Origin of the sequence: Paenibacillus agricola (genome assembly GCF_011440305.1) — a bacterium.
Taxonomy (GTDB): domain Bacteria; phylum Bacillota; class Bacilli; order Paenibacillales; family NBRC-103111; genus Paenibacillus_S; species Paenibacillus_S agricola.
In genome coordinates, this window is record NZ_JAAOIW010000001.1 from 142,307 (window position 1) to 160,661 (window position 18,355).

The 18,355-nt window shown below is 43.0% G+C and carries 17 protein-coding genes; all 17 read right to left on the reverse strand.

The features are described 5' to 3' along the window. Nucleotides 1-18: 18 nt before the first annotated feature. Nucleotides 19-330: an RNase P modulator RnpM gene (gene rnpM, locus G9U52_RS00685; protein ID WP_166144677.1), complete on the reverse strand. Its 312-nt coding sequence runs from the start codon at nucleotides 328-330 to the stop codon at nucleotides 19-21. A gap of 76 nt (nucleotides 331-406) precedes the next feature. Beyond that, entirely contained in the window at nucleotides 407-1,504 is a 1,098-nt protein-coding gene (nusA, locus tag G9U52_RS00690; RefSeq protein WP_166144680.1) for a transcription termination factor NusA, read from the reverse strand. Between the two features lie 41 nt (nucleotides 1,505-1,545). Beyond that, complete coding sequence (rimP, locus tag G9U52_RS00695; RefSeq protein ID WP_166144683.1) at nucleotides 1,546-2,004, reverse strand: ribosome maturation factor RimP; 459 nt, start codon at nucleotides 2,002-2,004, stop codon at nucleotides 1,546-1,548. Nucleotides 2,005-2,180: 176 nt separating this feature from the next. Next, a complete protein-coding gene (locus G9U52_RS00700) occupies nucleotides 2,181-6,488 on the reverse strand; it encodes a PolC-type DNA polymerase III (RefSeq protein ID WP_166144686.1) in 4,308 nt (1,435 codons plus the stop codon). Nucleotides 6,489-6,649: 161 nt separating this feature from the next. Beyond that, nucleotides 6,650-8,110: a proline--tRNA ligase gene (gene proS, locus G9U52_RS00705; RefSeq protein WP_166144689.1), complete on the reverse strand. Its 1,461-nt coding sequence runs from the start codon at nucleotides 8,108-8,110 to the stop codon at nucleotides 6,650-6,652. A 60-nt stretch (nucleotides 8,111-8,170) separates the two neighbouring features. Further along, nucleotides 8,171-9,424, reverse strand: a complete 1,254-nt coding sequence (rseP, locus tag G9U52_RS00710) for an RIP metalloprotease RseP (RefSeq protein WP_166144692.1) — start codon at nucleotides 9,422-9,424, stop codon at nucleotides 8,171-8,173. A 213-nt stretch (nucleotides 9,425-9,637) separates the two neighbouring features. After that, nucleotides 9,638-10,783: a 1-deoxy-D-xylulose-5-phosphate reductoisomerase gene (locus G9U52_RS00715; RefSeq protein ID WP_166144695.1), complete on the reverse strand. Its 1,146-nt coding sequence runs from the start codon at nucleotides 10,781-10,783 to the stop codon at nucleotides 9,638-9,640. 19 nt (nucleotides 10,784-10,802) lie between these two features. Next, the gene (locus G9U52_RS00720) at nucleotides 10,803-11,603 is read right to left on the reverse strand and encodes a phosphatidate cytidylyltransferase (protein ID WP_166144698.1); all 801 of its coding nucleotides are present in this window, start codon (nucleotides 11,601-11,603) and stop codon (nucleotides 10,803-10,805) included. Nucleotides 11,604-11,622: 19 nt separating this feature from the next. Further along, nucleotides 11,623-12,390 carry an undecaprenyl pyrophosphate synthase gene (uppS, locus tag G9U52_RS00725; protein WP_166144701.1) on the reverse strand — a complete coding sequence of 256 codons (768 nt, stop codon included), beginning with the start codon at nucleotides 12,388-12,390 and terminating at the stop codon, nucleotides 11,623-11,625. Nucleotides 12,391-12,447: 57 nt separating this feature from the next. Continuing rightward, complete coding sequence (gene frr, locus G9U52_RS00730; RefSeq protein WP_166144704.1) at nucleotides 12,448-13,002, reverse strand: ribosome recycling factor; 555 nt, start codon at nucleotides 13,000-13,002, stop codon at nucleotides 12,448-12,450. Nucleotides 13,003-13,006: 4 nt separating this feature from the next. Next, a complete protein-coding gene (pyrH, locus tag G9U52_RS00735; protein WP_166144707.1) occupies nucleotides 13,007-13,732 on the reverse strand; it encodes a UMP kinase in 726 nt (241 codons plus the stop codon). A gap of 94 nt (nucleotides 13,733-13,826) precedes the next feature. Next, nucleotides 13,827-14,477, reverse strand: coding sequence for a translation elongation factor Ts (gene tsf / locus G9U52_RS00740; protein WP_166144710.1), 651 nt, complete (start codon nucleotides 14,475-14,477; stop codon nucleotides 13,827-13,829). Nucleotides 14,478-14,570: 93 nt separating this feature from the next. Continuing rightward, nucleotides 14,571-15,269 (reverse strand): 30S ribosomal protein S2, encoded by a 699-nt coding sequence (gene rpsB, locus G9U52_RS00745; RefSeq protein WP_166144714.1) that lies wholly within the window; start codon nucleotides 15,267-15,269, stop codon nucleotides 14,571-14,573. A 202-nt stretch (nucleotides 15,270-15,471) separates the two neighbouring features. Next, on the reverse strand, nucleotides 15,472-15,990 hold the full coding sequence (locus G9U52_RS00750; RefSeq protein WP_166144717.1) for a hypothetical protein: 519 nt from the start codon (nucleotides 15,988-15,990) through the stop codon (nucleotides 15,472-15,474). Next, complete coding sequence (locus tag G9U52_RS00755) at nucleotides 15,980-16,549, reverse strand: hypothetical protein (protein ID WP_166144720.1); 570 nt, start codon at nucleotides 16,547-16,549, stop codon at nucleotides 15,980-15,982. The genes G9U52_RS00750 and G9U52_RS00755 overlap by 11 nt, the downstream gene beginning before the upstream one ends. A 39-nt stretch (nucleotides 16,550-16,588) precedes the next feature. Next, nucleotides 16,589-16,915, reverse strand: a complete 327-nt coding sequence (locus G9U52_RS00760) for a hypothetical protein (RefSeq protein WP_166144723.1) — start codon at nucleotides 16,913-16,915, stop codon at nucleotides 16,589-16,591. Nucleotides 16,916-16,937: 22 nt separating this feature from the next. Further along, nucleotides 16,938-18,347, reverse strand: coding sequence for a flagellar assembly protein A (locus tag G9U52_RS00765; RefSeq protein ID WP_166144726.1), 1,410 nt, complete (start codon nucleotides 18,345-18,347; stop codon nucleotides 16,938-16,940). Nucleotides 18,348-18,355 lie beyond the last annotated feature (8 nt).

Sequence of the window (18,355 nt, forward strand, 5' to 3'; positions counted from 1 at the left end):
CCTAATGTATTAAAAAATTTATTCATCATCCACCATCGTTTCTTTGCCGGCAATAAATTCATCCTCGACTTTGATAAAGTCTTGCTCCAAAGCATCATAGATAGCCGGACTTACAGTTGCCTTAAGCGCCCGATCCAAAGCTCTGCTCTTCTTGGCCAGCTTAAAGCACGACAGCTTTCCACAAAGATACGCACCCCGACCCGCCTTTTTGCCGCTTAAATCGATCATAATCTCATCAGTTGGCGTTTTGACAACACGAATCAGTTCTTTCTTGGGCATCATTTGTTGGCAAGCTACGCATTTGCGAAGGGGAATTTTTCTCTGCTTCATCGGTAATCACCCTCTATTAAGCTCAACATATGGATAGTTAATATTCATTTAATTATTATTGGTTCTACTTGCCCATTTAATCAACGCTGATCGAATCCTGATGCATTTCCTCTGTATACGTTTTAGGGCGCCCATATTCCTGCTCGGCTTGAGTTTCACTTTTGATATCAATTTTCCAGCCTGTCAGCTTCGCAGCCAAACGAGCATTTTGACCTTTAATGCCAATTGCCAATGAGAGCTGGTAATCCGGTACTATGACGCGTGCCATCTTTTCCGTTTCAAATACGTTAACTTCAATCACCTTGGAAGGGCTAAGTGCATTGGCCACGTATTCATCAACTTCTTCCATCCAGCGGACGATGTCTATTTTTTCACCCTTAAGCTCATTAACAATCATTTGTACGCGAATCCCTTTAGGACCTACACAGGAACCTACAGGATCTACTTCAGCGTTGCGGGAATGGACCGCAATTTTGGATCTGAAGCCAGCTTCACGGGCAACTGAACGAATTTCCACAACACCATCAAAAATTTCCGGTACCTCCAGCTCGAATAAGCGTTTTAGAAGCCCCGGATGTGTACGTGATAATATTATTTGCGGCCCTTTAGTCGTATTCTCGACCTTAGTGATATAAGCTTTAACACGATCTCCCTGCTTAAACTTATCTGTGGGCATCAATTCCGTCAAAGGTAAGGCAGCTTCAATCTTACCTAAATCAATATAAACATTACGAAGATCCTGGCGTTGGACAATACCGGTTACGATATCCTCTTCTTTATCTACAAATGCATTATAAATGAGTCCGCGCTCAGCTTCACGTATACGTTGGGTAACAACCTGTTTAGCCGTTTGTGCTGCGATTCGTCCAAAATCACGAGGTGTTACTTCAATTTCTACAATGTCGGTAAGCTGGTAGGTTTGGCTGAGCTCCCGTGCTGCTTCGATTGAAATTTCCAACCTGACATCAAGCACTTCATCCACTACCGCTTTGCGCGCATAAACCTTGATCAGCCCCGTATTGCGATTAATGTCTACACGAACATTTTGTGCGGTATTAAAATTACGTTTATAACTGGAAATTAGAGCCGCTTCAATAGCATCAATTAATACTTCCTTAGCGATTCCTTTCTCCCTTTCGATTTCCGACAGTGCGTCAATAAAATCTGTATTCATCGGCTGGAGCTCCCCCTCTCATAAATCAATCCTGTTTACAATTAAAAAACAATAGCTAATCTTGCACTCGCCACTTTGTCAAATGGAATGATGTGCTTTTTCTTGCCAGCCTCAATCTCCAAGGTTTGCTCGTCAAATGAGAGCAGTTTCCCCTCGAATTCCTTCAAGCCATTAAACGCTTCATAAGTGGTGACAAATACATGGTCACCGATAGCTTTGTAATAATCTTGTATCTTTTTCAACGGCCGCTCAGCACCGGGTGATGAGACCTCCAAGAAGTAAGCCGTAGGAATCGGATCATTTTCATCTAATTTTTCACTTAAAACTTCACTAATCCGGCCGCAATCATCAATATCGATGCCGCCTTCTTTATCGACGTATAGACGAAGAAACCAGTTGCTTCCTTCTTTAACATACTCCACATCTACCAATTCAAATCCGTTGTCGTCCAGGTATGACTGCATGAGTGACTCTACTACGGATTTTATTTGTGCGCTCAACCCGCTTCCCCCTATCGTAAACGAGAGACTAATGCTCTCAGGTCTATAACAAAATGTAAAGAGTGGGTTTCCCCACTCTCTAAGATCGGAATCTATAACATTGTTGCCAAAGAAGATTATACCATAAGCGATTTACGTATGCAATGAGCCTAGGGTGTGCCTGATCTGTTCTTTGACTAAAATAGCGATAGCTGATTCGTTTCTGGCATCCCTCTAAAGCACCCCATGGAGGTAAGCAGCTCGATAATCGTCTTGGAAGCTTTACTGCGATTCTGGAAATCCTCTATCGATAAAAAAGAACCTTCGTTTTTGGCTGCAGCAATATTTTTAGCTGCATTCTCCCCGATTCCCCCTAAAGCACCGAATGGAACCAGCAGGGCATCACCATCTACCAGAAACTTGGTTGCATCCGATTTGAACAGGTCGATTCCTTTAAAGGAATAGCCTCTTGCCGTCATCTCCAATGCCATTTCCAAAATTGAAATCATACTTTTTTCCTTAGGCAGCGCCTGAAAGCCTTTTTCTTCAATCTCAATTAATCGACGTAAAATGGCATCATAGCCTTGGCATAATAGCTCCACTTCAAAATCCTCCGCCCGTACTGTAAAGTAAGTGGCATAAAAAGCGATCGGATAATACAGCTTAAAGTAGGCTGTCCTTACTGCTGAAATAACATAAGCTGCCGCATGCGCTTTAGGAAACATATATTCGATCCGCTCGCAGGATTCGATATACCAGCCAGGCACTTTATGCTTTTTCATATCATCTTTCCATTCTTGCGTTAACCCTTTGCCCTTACGAACACTCTCCGTTATTTTAAAAGCAAGACCAGCGTCCATACCCGCCTTGTAAATTAAATAAAGCATAATATCATCGCGGCAGCCAATAACGGTTTTAATGGTGCAGGTATCTTTCCTGATCAATTCCTGGGCGTTGCCCAACCAAACCCCGGTACCGTGGGACAAGCCTGATATTTGCAACAAATCGGCAAAGGTGGTTGGCTGCGTTTCTTGAAGCATCTGCCTTACGAACTTGGTCCCCATCTCCGGCACGCCGTAAGTAGCCACGGGCGTACGAATTTGCTCAGGTGTTACCTCGATCGCTTTGGTCGAATTAAAAATACTCATGACCTTCTGGTCGTTCATCGGAATGGTCGTTGGATCTACACCAGTCAAATCCTGCAGCATCCGCATCATGGTTGGATCATCATGGCCCAGTATATCCAGCTTCAACAGATTGTTCTCAAAAGCATGGTAGTCAAAATGAGTGGTTTTCCATTCGGAACTTGTATCGTCGGCTGGATATTGTACAGGTGTTACATCATCAACATCCATATAATCGGGAACTACAACGATGCCGCCTGGATGCTGGCCCGTACTTCGTTTTACGCCTGTAAAACCGGAGGCAAGCCGACTAATTTCAGCACCGCGCCATTTCTTGCCTTGCTCCTCTTCGAACTTTTTCACATAACCAAATGCCGTTTTGTCGGCAATCGTTCCAATCGTGCCTGCACGAAATACATTTTTCTCGCCAAATATTTCTTTGGTGTAATTATGGGCAACCGATTGGTAATCCCCGGAAAAGTTCAAGTCGATATCGGGAACCTTGTCGCCTTTAAAGCCAAGAAACGTTTCGAAAGGGATATCTTGCCCTTCGCCCTTCAAATTATCGCCACATACCGGACAGCTTTTGTTCGGCAAATCAAAGCCGGAAGGCAAGCTTCCATCCAGAATCCACTCGCTATGCTTGCAAGAGCCGCATACATAATGCGGAGGGAGCGGATTAACCTCGGAAATCCCCAGAAAGGTTGCCACTACGGATGAGCCTACCGAGCCCCGTGAGCCTACCAAATAACCATCCTCATTCGATTTCTTCACAAGCTTCTCTGAGATTAGGTAGTTGGCCGAAAAACCAAATTTAATAATTGGGATCAGCTCTTTTTCCAATCTCGCTACGATCACCTCGGGAAGGTCATCGCCATAAATCCGTTTGGCGGTGCCGTAACATTTTTCGCGAATTTCTTCATCAGCGCCCTCAATAATCGGTGTAAACAGCTTGGAAGGAAATAGCTCGATTTCTTCAAATTGGTCAGCAAGGTCTGCTGTATTTTTAACAACAACCTCAAAAGCAGTTTCGGCACCCAAATATTGAAATTCGGCTAGCATCTCTTTCGTGGTACGGAAATGGACATCCGGCTTTTGCATCCCTTTTAGGGGGCTAAAGCCAGTAATACCATTAATGGCAATATCGCGGCAAATTTTATCACGCGGATTCAAATAATGGACATTACCTGTAGCGATTACCGGCTTATTCAGCTTACGTCCAATAGCCATTACCCGCGCATTCGCATCCTCCAGATGCTCCTTGCTGCCGACCAGGCCTTTATCTACCAAATGCATATTTACACAAATAGGCTGAATCTCCAGCACATCATAAAACTCAGCAACACGTTCGGCTTCCTCCACGGTTTTATTCAATACCGTTTCGTAGAACTCGCCTTTTTCACAGCCGGAGCTAATGATTAAGCCTTCTCTCATGGTTACCAGCTTGCTTCGTGGAATGCAGGCCACTCTCTGAAAATACTCTGTATGTGATAAAGAGACTAGTGAAAACAGGTTTTTTTTGCCAATCGCGTTTTTCGCATAAATGCAGCAATGAAAAGGCCTTTGGTTTTTCAAGCTTTTGCCTACGTTATCGTTTAATTGCGGCAGCTCGGTCAAACCACGCTCGGCTGCTTCTTTAATTAAATGGAACAGGATATAGCCAAGCGCTATAGAGTCATCAAGCGCACGGTGATGATTGTCCAAGCCTACTTTGAATTTATCGGATAAAGTATTCAAGCGATGATTTTTCATTGTTGGAAATAGTAGCCTTGCTAGCTCTACCGTATCCAAGGAAGGATTGGTCACCTTAGGGATGCCAAGCCGTTTGCAATTCTCGTGAATAAACCCCATATCAAATCTAGCATTATGGGCAACTAGCACACAGTCACCAATAAATTCAATAAATTTGGGGAGAACATCTTCAAGCTCTGGGGCATCGACCACCATATCATCCGTAATATTCGTCAGCTGCTGAATATTATATGGAATCTTGACGTGGGGATTAATAAAGCTGGAAAACCGATCCAGCTCTTTCCCGTCTTTCATTCTCACTCCCGCTAATTCTATGATTTTATTATTAATAATAGATAGGCCCGTCGTTTCAATATCAAAAATAACATATTCGATTTCGCGCAGCTCTTCTTTTCGCGGATTTACCACGATAGGAATCGCATCGTCAACAACATTGGCTTCCAGCCCGAAAATCACTTTAATTCCATGCTTCTTGGCCGACTTATCCGCCTCCGGGAAACATTGGATTCCACTATGGTCTGTTATCGCTATCGCTTTATGTCCCCACTTGGCCGCTGTTTTAATGTACTGATCAACAGAAGTGATTCCGTCCATCGTACTCATCGTCGTATGCAAATGAAATTCAACACGTTTCTCAGCAGCATCATCCTTACGGTCTGGAGGCGCCATCACTTCATTGATATCATTAGGCATCAGCACAAGCTCAGGGATTTGCATAAAACGGTCGTATTCTACTTTGCCTCTTAATTTCAGCCAGGTGCCATTTTTAATAAGCCCGAAAATTTTAACATCCTCTTTGGTTTTGGCAAACGCCTTGACCATCATGGAGTCCGTGAAGTCTGTTATATTAAACGTGAACAAGGTCATCCCATTTTTGAGTTCCTTGGAATCCAAACCAAAGACAGCACCTTGCAGTGTAACTTTCTTATCTTCATCCTGAACCATCTGGATCGGAACCGGGGCATCTTTAATATCATAGCCTACCATAAGTTTGAGATCAGCGGCAGTTAAGGAATCCGCTTCTTGCTCAGCTTCGATGGCATTCATCATTTCATTGGTGACCACTTTATTTTCTTCAATGATTTGTTGCTCAAACTTCTTGATTACTTCTTCAGGCTTCTCGTTTTTACTGTAACGCACTTGGAACTCAATGCCAAAATATTTGAGGTAAAAGGTTTGGATCCATTGTCCAATATTTTTCTTCTTAGCCATATCTAACCCTATCGAATCTAACATAACTAAGGTAAGAATATGATTATTGATCTCAATATGTGCTTTATTCATCCAACCATTAACCGAGGTTTCTTCACGCTGTACCCATTCTACAAACATCGACCAATATTCAAGAGCAATCGCTTCGGCTGGAACTGCGTCCGTATATTTCAACATAAAACGAATCGCCGCAATATGGGCAAATTTGTCGCGAACCATTTTGCAGAAGGATATATACACATCCTGCGGAACGATACTGCTTTTTACAATATAAAGCTCCCATTCTCGATTTTTGCGACTCGTTTCGACCTTATCGATATAACCATCTGTGAAAAAAGAGTGAACTACATCCTGAGGAACGCGGGCTTGCTCCATCAGCATCTCAAATCGATGTCTTTTTTCCGCTGTATTGCTCATGCGCATCCTCCTAAAAGTTTTGCTTAGCAAAACTGACTTCGTAAGCTTCTACTTTAGAGTTTTCGTTAGAAAACTGACTTAATATATTTACGACTACAAAACATACAAGGGGCAAAAGGAAATGTTGCTTTCCGATTTGCCCCCTCGTCTTACGAATTTACTTAATACGCTTTACCGAATAAGACGGTATGTACGGCTTTTTCTGCACAAACGAGACAAGTTTCTTTGCGTACACTAGGTTCAAAAGGAATATTGCGGCTCGTAGCGCCCGTTTCTTCCTTAACCTGTGCTTCGCATGCATCCGAACCGCACCAGCCCGCTAAAGCAAAGCCGCGCTTCTGTTCCAAAAATAGTTTGAATTCATCTAAGGTGTCTACAGCTGTAAAATTGTCATCGCGGAATTGTTTAGCTTTATCAAACATTTGTTGATGAATTTCTGCCAGCATGTTTTGTACTTCTTCCACCAGGTTCTCTTGGGCAACCACTTTCTTTTCCCCTGAAACCCTGGACACAAGCACAACTTGTCCATTCTCCATATCACGAGGCCCAAGCTCAAGGCGGATGGGTACGCCCCGCATTTCATACTCGTTAAACTTCCAGCCAGGACTTTGATCAGCGCGATCATCCACTTTTACACGGACACCGGCTTGCTTCAAGAGCTTATGCAGCTCATCCACACGACCGATTACGAGCTCTCTAGATTTAGGCGGACCAATTGGGATCATAATCAATTGGGTAGGTGCGACTTTAGGAGGCAGAACAAGACCCCGGTCATCGCCATGCACCATAATCAAGGCACCGATCAGACGTGTGCTTACTCCCCAAGAAGTAGTATGACAGAATTGATGCTGATTTTCACGATCCAAATATTTGATATCGAAGGCAACCGCGAAGTTGGTTCCCAGATAATGGGATGTACCCGCCTGCACCGCTTTGCCATCCTTCATCATGGCTTCCAGAGAAAACGTGTCTACGGCACCTGCGAATTTCTCTGAAGGTGTTTTTTGTCCAAGAATAACCGGCATCGCTAATATATTCTCGGCAAATTCCTTATAAATTTCCAGCATCTGCATCGTTTCGCGACGCGCATCGGCTTCGTCCTCATGGGCTGTATGGCCTTCTTGCCATAAAAACTCCGTCGTCCGTAAAAACGGCTGTGTTCTTTTCTCCCAACGTACGACATTAGCCCATTGATTGATCAACAACGGCAAATCGCGATAGGAGTTTATCCATTGCGCATACATATGCCCGATCATCGTTTCTGAGGTGGGGCGAATGGCAAGGCGCTCTTCTAGCTTCTCTCCACCTGCCTCGGTGACCCAAGGAAGCTCGGGATTAAAGCCTTCGATATGATCCTTTTCCTTTTGGAGAAAGCTTTCAGGAATAAACAGCGGGAAGTATGCATTCCGGTGGCCTGTTTCTTTAAAACGAATATCAAGCTCCTTCTGGATATTTTCCCAAATCTCATAGCTATCCGGCTTAAATACGATACAGCCACGAACAGGTGCATAGCTCATTAGGTCAGCTTTCTTAATTACATCCAGGTACCATTTCGAGAAATCTTCACTTTGTGGGGTAATATCTTTAACGAATTGCTTTTCTTTTGACTTGTCATTTGACATGGGTGATCCTCCTACAAGCTTTCCCTTGGGTTTGCTACTTCGTAAACTTGCTATATAAAATTATCCTTTAACCAAACGTAATATATCGTTGTAGGTAACAGCGATCATAAGCAGCATGAGCATCGCGAATCCGACAAAATGGACAATGCTTTCCTTGCTAGGATCCACAGGCTTGCCGCGTAATGCCTCAAAGGCAAGAAATACGAGACGGCTTCCATCCAATGCTGGAAATGGCAGCAAATTAAATAGTCCGAGATACAGGCTCATGGCCGCTGTCCAGAAAATATATTGGGTCCAGCCCGCATTGGCTTGCTCACTCGTAAATTCAACAATCCTAACGGGACCGCCCAAATCATCCATTTTAAATTGGAGGGTTGCCAGTTTTACGAAGCCATCCAGTATCGAGACGGTCAGACTGGTCATATTGTTCCAGCCACTTGCGACTCCATCTAATAAAGAGGCTGTGCGATATTCAGGCATTAGGATAACGCCCACCAAACCGCCACCTTTGTCCTCAGGAGTAACCTCCTTACGGATTTGCTCGCCACCCCGATCAATGATCCATACCATCGGTTTATTCACAGATTGTTTAATCAAACCTTGCAGTTTGGCAGCATCTGCACCTATAGTCTCATTATTGACCTCAAGCACGATATCATTGGCAACCAGTCCGCTTTTTTCCGCGGGAGCTCCAGGCTCGGTACTGCGAATTTTGACCTTATCGGGCACACCCGCCATCATTACAACCGTAACAAATAAAACAAAGGCTAATATAAAGTTCATAAAGGGTCCCGCAAATATAGAAAGAGCCCGCTGGGCCACAGATTTACTTCCAAATTGACGGTTCCATGGGGCGATCTGCGTTTCTTTACCTTTCGTAACTAGCAAGGTCTGGGGATGGATCGTAAAGCTACGCACTTCCCCTTCCAAATCTAGCTTAACGAAAAGCTTATGCTCAAGGTCGATCTCTTCGACAACCCCAACCAAGCTATCCATGCGCTTGTCAAAATCACTTGTATAAATGTGAGTAACCACATCATCAACTAAAGTGACCGAAATACGCTGTCCAGGATTAATCTGAATCATCTCCGGGTCCTCGCCAGCCATTCGTACAAAACCGCCAATAGGCAACAAACGGAGCGTAAAGCGAGTTTCCTCCCTTTTAAAGGAAAGGATCTTAGGACCAAAACCAATGGCAAATTCTCTTACCAGAATACCTGCTCTTTTTGCAAAATAATAATGTCCCCATTCATGAATCGTAACTAGGACAAAAAACAAAAGCACAATTTGAAATGCATTTTGCAACGTAGCCAATTCGCAACGTCCTCCCTTTAAGCATCGGTTAGGAACAACCTGCAATGATCAATAACCATTACTGGGCTGTACCTTAGACAAGTTTGTGTTCCATGGCTAAGCTCATCTTTTCATTAAGATTAACATTATTGGCAGCCCAAATACAAGCTGCCCCATGTAATGAACATATTACCCTGCTGTTAAAATAATGCTTAGAGAATAGGGCATTTACGGTTATCCCTTATACTGCAAAGCAGTAGCTCTTGCCCACGCATCAGTCGCCATAATCTCGTCCAAATCAGGTTCAGCTATAACGCTGTGCTGATCTAGAGCCGCTTCTATTATTTGCTCAATTTCCAAAAATGTAATAGCTCCGCTTAAAAAGCGTTGAACAGCGATTTCATTGGCTGCATTATACACCGTAGGTGCCGTACCGCCTGCAATCCCGCTTTCATAAGCCATTCGCAGACACGGGAACCGACCATAGTCCATGTCTCGAAAATTCAATTGACCCACCTGTGTTAAATCCAGCCTGCTCGCAGGTGTCTTTAATCGGTTTGGGTAAGTAAGTGCATACTGGATCGGAATCCGCATATCCGGACTTCCTAACTGGGCGATAATACTATGGTCAGCAAACTCCACAAAAGAATGAATAATACTCTCTGGGTGGATCACAACCTTAATTTGTGAATAGGCAATTTGGAATAACCAATGAGCCTCAATCACTTCAAGGCCTTTATTGACCATCGTAGCGGAATCAATCGTAATTTTGGGACCCATCGACCAATTTGGATGCTGTAACGCTTGCTCTACAGTTACACCCTCCAACTGCTCGCGCGTCCGGTCCCTGAAGGATCCTCCAGATGCAGTTAACGTGATCTGGTTAATGTCTTGATGGGCCTCACCGTTTAGACATTGAAAAATCGCCGAATGCTCACTATCAATCGGAAAAAGCTTAACACCACAACGTTTCACAAGGTTAGTAACCAGATGACCGGCGCTAACCAGCGTTTCTTTGTTAGCCAGACCAATATCCTTGCCCGCTTCAATCGCTGCTAATGTAGGGCGCAAGCCTTGGCTGCCTACTAATGCATTAACAACATAATCGGCATTCGTACCTGCGGCAACCTCTAGCAAACCTTCATCCCCGTAAAAAACCTCAGTGTCAGCGTTTATGTAGGTTTTAAGCTCATCGGCCAAAGCTTTCGAAGCTACCGAAACTTTCCCAGGCTTAAATTGTTTAATCTGTTCGACTAATAAGGCAATATTACGCCCACCTGCAAGAGCCTCTATCTTGTAAAGCTCCGGGTAATGGGAGATAACATCTAATGTCTGCGTACCCACTGAACCCGTAGAACCTAGTATAGTAATGCGTTTCATGCTTCACCTCAACAACAATTTATGCATGGGGCAGTAAAAGCAACAAATGAACCATTGGGAATACGATTATCCAACTGTCCACTCGATCCAGTACACCACCATGCCCTGGCAATATCGTACCTGTATCTTTGATGCCTTTTACACGTTTATAGGCAGACTGGATTAAATCTCCTATTTGGCCTACTATGGCAATCGCGATTCCGAGCAGTAGCGCTTGAGTCCATGAAAGCAGCTCTGGCTGCGCCCATGAGAAGCACAGAGCGACCACAATGGAGATAATAATGCCGCCAAGAGAGCCTTCAATGGATTTTTTGGGACTAATCGCTGGCCATAACGGATGCTTGCCAAACTTAGAGCCAACGAAATAAGCTCCTGAGTCAGTTGCCCATATACAAAAAAAGATCAGAAGTGTCCAAAACAGCCCACCCTGTTCAATCATTCGTGTTTCTATCATATAATGAAAACCTAACCCAATATATACAACTCCTAAAAATAAGACGGAAACTTGGTCGATCGTTACCTTATTTTTGGAAATGACCGTTATAAATAAGAGTATAAAGAGAAAAAACCAAATGATCGAAGTAACGGAGCTTAACACCGGCCAGCTTGTTATCGTCCATGGCATACATAAAAGCACCACAGCCACATATCCAATTATCGAGGTTAAGGAAAACGGCTTAAATCCGTTCATTTTCACAAATTCATAAAATCCGATTATGGATGCGATTCCGATAAAACTCATAAACCAATAGTTGCCTAAATACAACAGGGTCAAAAAAACGACAGCTGCTATTAGTCCTGTTACAATGCGTTGCTTCACGTACATACCCCCGTTGCTCTTACAAGCCGCCATATCTGCGTGCACGACGCTGATATTCTTGAACAGCTTCATAAAAATCCTGTTCGGTAAATTCGGGCCAGCATAAATCGGTAAACCAGAGTTCAGAATAGGCCAGCTGCCACATCATAAAATTGCTGATACGCAGTTCTCCACTAGTTCTGATGAGCAAATCAGGATCAGGAAGAGGATAAGTTAATAAATAGTTAGAAAAAACCGATTCATTGATCTCATCTATCTTAATTTTACCAGCTTGCACATCCTCTGCAATCTGCTTAACTCCTGAAAGCATTTCCTTCCGGCTGCCATAATTTAATGCAAAATTCAAAATAAGTCCGGTATTATGCTTAGTTTGTTCGATTGCGTCTTGAACAGATTTAAGCGTATAGTCGGGAAGACCTTCCTGCCAGCCCGTCATCCGAATTTGAACATTATTCGCTATTAATTCCTCAATTTCCTTTGGAAAAAATTCGAGTGGAAGCTTCATTAAATAGTCGACTTCTTCCTTGGGTCTTTTCCAATTTTCTGTCGAGAATGCATAGAGGGTTAGAACATTAACGCCAATAGCATTCGCTGCCATTGTGATCTTCTTTACATTTTTCATACCAGAATGATGCCCTGCAACTCGTGGCAAGCCACGTTTCTGCGCCCACCGTCCATTGCCATCCATAATTACCGCAACATGGTTCGGAATATTATCGGCATCCAGTCTTTCCAAATGCTCAGTGGTGAGTGGCTTGCTTCCAAACCATTTCTTGAAAGGTATCATCTACTGCTTCCTCCAATAAGGAAAGACTAAAGCCCCCTTAATAGGGGGTCTCTATGATTATACTTCCATAATTTCTTTTTCTTTAGCCGCTAGTACCTTATCCACTTCGGCAATATACTTATCGGTGAATTTTTGAATATCCTCTTGATATTTACGAGATTCATCTTCAGAAATGCCGCTTTTCTCCAGCTTTTTTATTTCATCGTTAGCATCGCGTCGAATATTTCGCACGGCTACCTTCGCTTCTTCTCCGAACTTGCGGGTCATTTTGACCAATTCGGCTCTGCGTTCCGAAGTAAGAGCAGGAATGACAATACGGATCATCGATCCATCATTGGAAGGGGTAAGGCCAAGATCCGATTTCATGATCGCTTTTTCTATGGCTGACATCGAGCTTTTATCCCATGGCTGAATCATTAACGTACGCGAATCCGGTGTGCTAATATTAGCCAATTGGTTGACAGGTGTCATTGCACCATAATATTCCACTTGAATACGGTCCAACAAAGCAGGTACAGCTCTTCCTGCACGCAGGCTAGAGAGCTCTTTTTTGAGTGATCCAATAGCTTTCTCCATGCGGTCTTCAGCGTTTTTCTTTATCGATTGCGGCATATCGTTAGACACTCCCTTTTACAATCGTACCGATTTTTTCACCTAATACTACACGTTTAATATTACCACTTTCCGTAATAGAAAATACGATTAATGGAATATTATTATCCATACAGAGTGAGGATGCGGTTGAATCCATCACGCCCAAATTTTTATTTAAAACGTCCAGATAGGTTAGCGTTTCGTATTTAATCGCCGTTGGATCCTTGAATGGATCCGCTGAATAAACCCCATCAACTTTATTTTTAGCCATCAATATGACTTCGGCTTCAATTTCAGCCGCTCTTAACGCCGCTGTTGTATCCGTTGAGAAATAAGGGTTACCTGTACCTGCAGCGAATATAACAACTCTGCCTTTTTCTAAATGACGGATAGCTCTGCGGCGTATGTAAGGCTCCGCAACCTGCTGCATGTTTATGGAAGACTGGACACGCGTAGGCACATCAATCGTTTCCAGCGCATCTTGAAGCGCCAATGAGTTCATTACGGTTGCCAGCATTCCCATATAGTCTGCGGTAGCCCGATCAATGCCTTTTGCACTTCCAGCTATGCCTCTCCAGATATTGCCTCCACCTACCACGATGGCTACTTCTACCTTTAACTCCACAACTTGCTTTATCTGTTGGGCAATAGAGGAAATCATATCGGAATCAATGCCATAACCTTGTTGTCCAGCTAATGCTTCTCCGCTTAATTTTAAAATAACACGTTTAAAGATAGGACGTTCCAAGTTTATTCCCCCAGTTAGAAAAGCAGCTATAGTCGTTTATGTTTAAAAAAGAAGGAACACGAAGTGTTCCTACATTTTTCATTTCCATATGAATTTATTTCTTAACTTGTGCCATGACTTCTTCAGCAAAGTTTTCGGTTTTTTTCTCTAAGCCTTCACCAAGTTCAAAACGAACAAAGCGACGGATGGAGATGTTTTCGCCAATTTTGGAAATTTTTTCGCTGACCAGTTGGCTGATTTTTTTGTCAGGGTCTTTAATGAACGCTTGCTCCAATAAACAAAACTCTTCATAGTATTTACCAATGCGACCATCTACCATTTTCGAAACGATATTAGCCGGTTTGCCTTCGTTTAGTGCTTGGTTTGTCAAAATTTCACGTTCTTTGTCAAGAGCTTCTTGCGGTACTTCTTCACGACGCACAAATAACGGTGCTGCCGCTGCGATTTGCATAGCAATATCTCTGGCAAATTCACGAAATTGATCGGTTTTGGCAACAAAATCAGTTTCACAATTAATTTCCACCAATACGCCGATACGACCGCCAGCATGAATATAAGATTCACAAACGCCCTCAGTTGCAATACGTCCTGCTTTGTTTGCTGCCGCGGATAATCCTTTTTCGCGTAGAAGCTCAGCAGCCTTTGTCAAATCACCGTTTGCTTCTTCCAACGCATTTTTACAATCCAGCATACCCGCACCTGTATTCGCACGCAATTCCTTTACTGCTGCTGCATTAACTGCCATGTTTTGGCCTCCTTGATTTCGTATAATTATTTGCCTAAAAAAAGGGCGGTGAAAGGATGTTACACCTTTGAACCACCCCATACTATTTATTATTTAAGCTGTTGTTTGTTCGCCTTGGTGAGCTTCGACTACAGCATCGGCAATTTTAGCTGTTAATAGCTTAACTGCACGAATGGCATCGTCATTACCAGGAATGACATAATCGATTTCATCAGGATCACAGTTCGTATCTACAATACCAACGATTGGAATACCCAATTTGCGAGCTTCTGCAACCGCGATACGTTCTTTACGAGGATCGATGATGAATAGTGCACTAGGAAGACCCTTCATATTCTTGATACCGCCCAAGAATTTCTCCAAGCGATCTTTCTCCTTGCGAAGAATGATTACTTCTTTCTTAGGAAGAACTTCAAATGTGCCGTCTTCTTCCCATCTTTCCAATTGCTTCAAGCGATCAATACGCTTTTGAATTGTTTGGAAATTGGTAAGTGTACCACCTAACCAGCGTTGGTTAATGTAGAACATGCCGCAACGAGCTGCTTCTTCTGCAACTGAATCCTGCGCTTGTTTTTTTGTACCTACAAATAAAATCGTACCGTTGTTGTCAGCGATAGATTTCACGAAATTGTAAGCTTCTTCTACCTTTTTGACCGTCTTTTGCAGGTCAATAATATAAATTCCGTTTCTTTCGGTGAAGATGTAACGATCCATTTTCGGATTCCAACGACGAGTCTGGTGACCGAAATGTACTCCAGCTTCTAAAAGCTGTTTCATGGAGATTACTGCCATCCTCACACACCTCCTCAAAATTGGTTTTGGGTCTCCTCCGCTATAGTCGCATCTTCGACATAAAACTCCCCACCGGGAAGCACCCTTATGCGAATTGACCAGCGTGCGTTTTAACACCGTCAATAACTATACCATAAGTCAGTTACGTATGCAATACAGATGTTTAATAGAAAAAGAGCCGAACCTAGGATGCAGGTTCAGCTCATTGTCGGGTTGTTATGGTTGAAACGACAACCGGTAATTCATAGGGGCTTTTAAACATATAAACACCAGCAACAATTCTATAATTCAATTGTTGCTGTGCCATTAAATCCTCAAAGCCTTTGCGATCCGTTACGACACCGCTTTGAACCAATAAATCGGCAACGTTACCCGCATTTAGACCATTAGACACATAAATATAGGTTTCTTTAACAACCTCCTGCCCAGGCTGCTGCTGGACAGCTACAGGGTGCTTGTCCTGCTCTTCCTTGACCTTCTGCTGCACGCTTGCATCTACTTGAGCTTGGTTAAATAGCTTTTGATCTTTATCAAAAACCTGGTAATACTTCATCGCTACTTCCTTGAGTTGCCCCGGATCCATTTCATTAATCGTTGAGGAGCCATCGATGAAATCAGCCCTAGCCGAGGGAGGTTTCGTTATATTCATCAATTGAAGCAATAAAGCACCAATGATTAAGCCAATTCCCAAACCATAAAGCAAGGATTTGTTAGTGAGCACTGAGCTTTTCCTCCTGCTTCGCCAACTGAAAAATCAAATTGATTTCACCTTTGTTCATATTTAATTTTTTGGCCATAAAGTCGGTAGATTTCCCTTGCTCATACAATGTAAATAGTTCTGCATACCTGGTTTTCAAGTTCATCGCCATCGGTAACTCTGCTATTGGCTCGGGTTCGTTTTCGACGATAACCATAGGCTGGTTAAACTCACTGGTGGAGATAAGGTCTGCACGATGAACGGTCTTCTTCTGGAGCTCCTCATGTGCATATCCTAGCTTACTCATCTCCTGGCTAGTTTGTGTAAATTGTTTTTCAAGAGTCTCAACACGAGACGAAAGCTTGGCTGCCTGCATCTCGTAGTCCCTTTTCGTTTCGGCAAGCATCTGGATCAAAGCTTTGTTTTGTTCATCCAACTCAGCTGTAAAATGTTCCATTGTTTCTTCAATTTCACGGATGGTTGGATTAGCTTGTCCTTTTGCCGCACTTCTTTTAGGTACTATTGTGGCATAGACAATAAATATCAAACCAAATAATACGATAAATACCCAGGGTTGATCCATCTGTATTCACCTTTTTCCGAAATCTAGCCTACTCTTGTTTTATAGGGATAAATCTATATGCTTGCCCTTGAAAGGATGGACACGCCTCTCTATATTTAAATCTTCTTCAATTGCGGATGCATTTTGCTTGGGCTTTCTTTTATTAGGGTTACGGTCTGATGCTTCCTTTTCCTGGTCATGAATGGATGGTTGGTTGACGTCATCCGCTTTTCCAGTAACTTGCCGTTCTTTTTCTAAAACCTTGGCAGCGGCACTTGCCAATAAAACTTGGTCATGGACAGGCTTATGGTTTAATTGATTTTGCACCAATCCGGCTTCATTATTTTTGTGTAACGCAAACTGTAATTCTACCGGCCTTAAACTCATAACCATCTCTCCTTAGGCTATATTATCTAGTTAAAGGAATCATCGCAATATCGCCGTCCGTCAATTGGAACTTGACACGTGATATAGGATCCTTAACAAACTTAGTATAACGTCCAATCACAATTTTGGCACCGCTATAAATAGTAGCAGCCACTTCAACATTTGCTTTTTCTGAGTCTTCTAATGATCTTTCAATCTCCAATACTCGCTCTTTAAATAAGCCTTGTTCCTCGATAAATTGCTTTTTGGTATGGTTTAGCTTTACCCGCATCGATACTTTTTCAGGTGTAAGCTGGCCGAGTGCAGCCAGATGATCAAGCAACGTTAGCGCTTTCCCGCTTTTCTCAATATTTTCATTTACCGAACGCAATTGACTTCTAAGCAGTACCAGCTCATTTCGCATCTCTGGCACCACACCAACCTCAATAACGGTCACAGTAGACATCGAGTTACCCACCGTACGTGCCTGTACAAATTCACCCGCTTGGATAATACCGCCGACGATCAGCCCTTTTGAACCTTTACAGATTACGCTATGGGTTGCGTGAACATTGGAATGCATAATACTTAAGGAGACAATGACCTCTTCAGCGTATACAGTGGCATCTTGAATAAATGAGCTTTTCACATGCTTCCCAGCTTTTATAACGCCTTTATTGTGGCCGAGAATACCAGCGCTGATTTCAATCGATCCGTCTGCCTCAATATCCGCGCCTTCAATACTACCTGTTATGCGAATATCGCCTGAAGCTTTAACTTTGAATCCTGATAGCACGCTTCCCCTAATGACAACGGTACCTACAAAATCGATATTCCCTATATTATAATCCACATCGCCGTTTACTTCGTATACTGGAAACACATTAATTTTGTCGCGCTCTGTTTTCGATACCATTCCATCGATAGCCGCGTACATGGCTGTTTGTTTCGGGTCTAGAACTACGTTTTTTCCTACCTTGAAACGTGGTTCCTTACCATCCTTTGCAATAATGGCATCTCCTGTTACCGTCATGCCTGGCGTACCAGGAGTCGCAGAAATCAACTCAGCAATCAATTGACCTTTCCTGACATTATTGATGGAGGAAACTTCTTTAAAATCAACCTTGCCGTCCTCCTGCTCAACTGGGCGCTTGGCATCTTTGTTTAAATCATAAAAAAGCTTGATATGCCCATCTACGCCTGGGACAGGTTGTATCCCTTTAGCAATTAAAATTTTACTTTGAAAAAACAATGCTGGCGCCATTACAATTTCACTTAGCTTGCTACGGTCAACCCCCTGAATAATCTTGGCCGACTTTAAAAGCTCGTCTAGCTGCTCTATGTTAAAAATTAAATTTTTATCCACATTTTTAAATTGCAAGTAGGCTTCAAGTTTATCGTCAGATATATCAATCTCCATATAAAAACTAAGTGGAATAGCCTGATCTTTCATTATTTCCC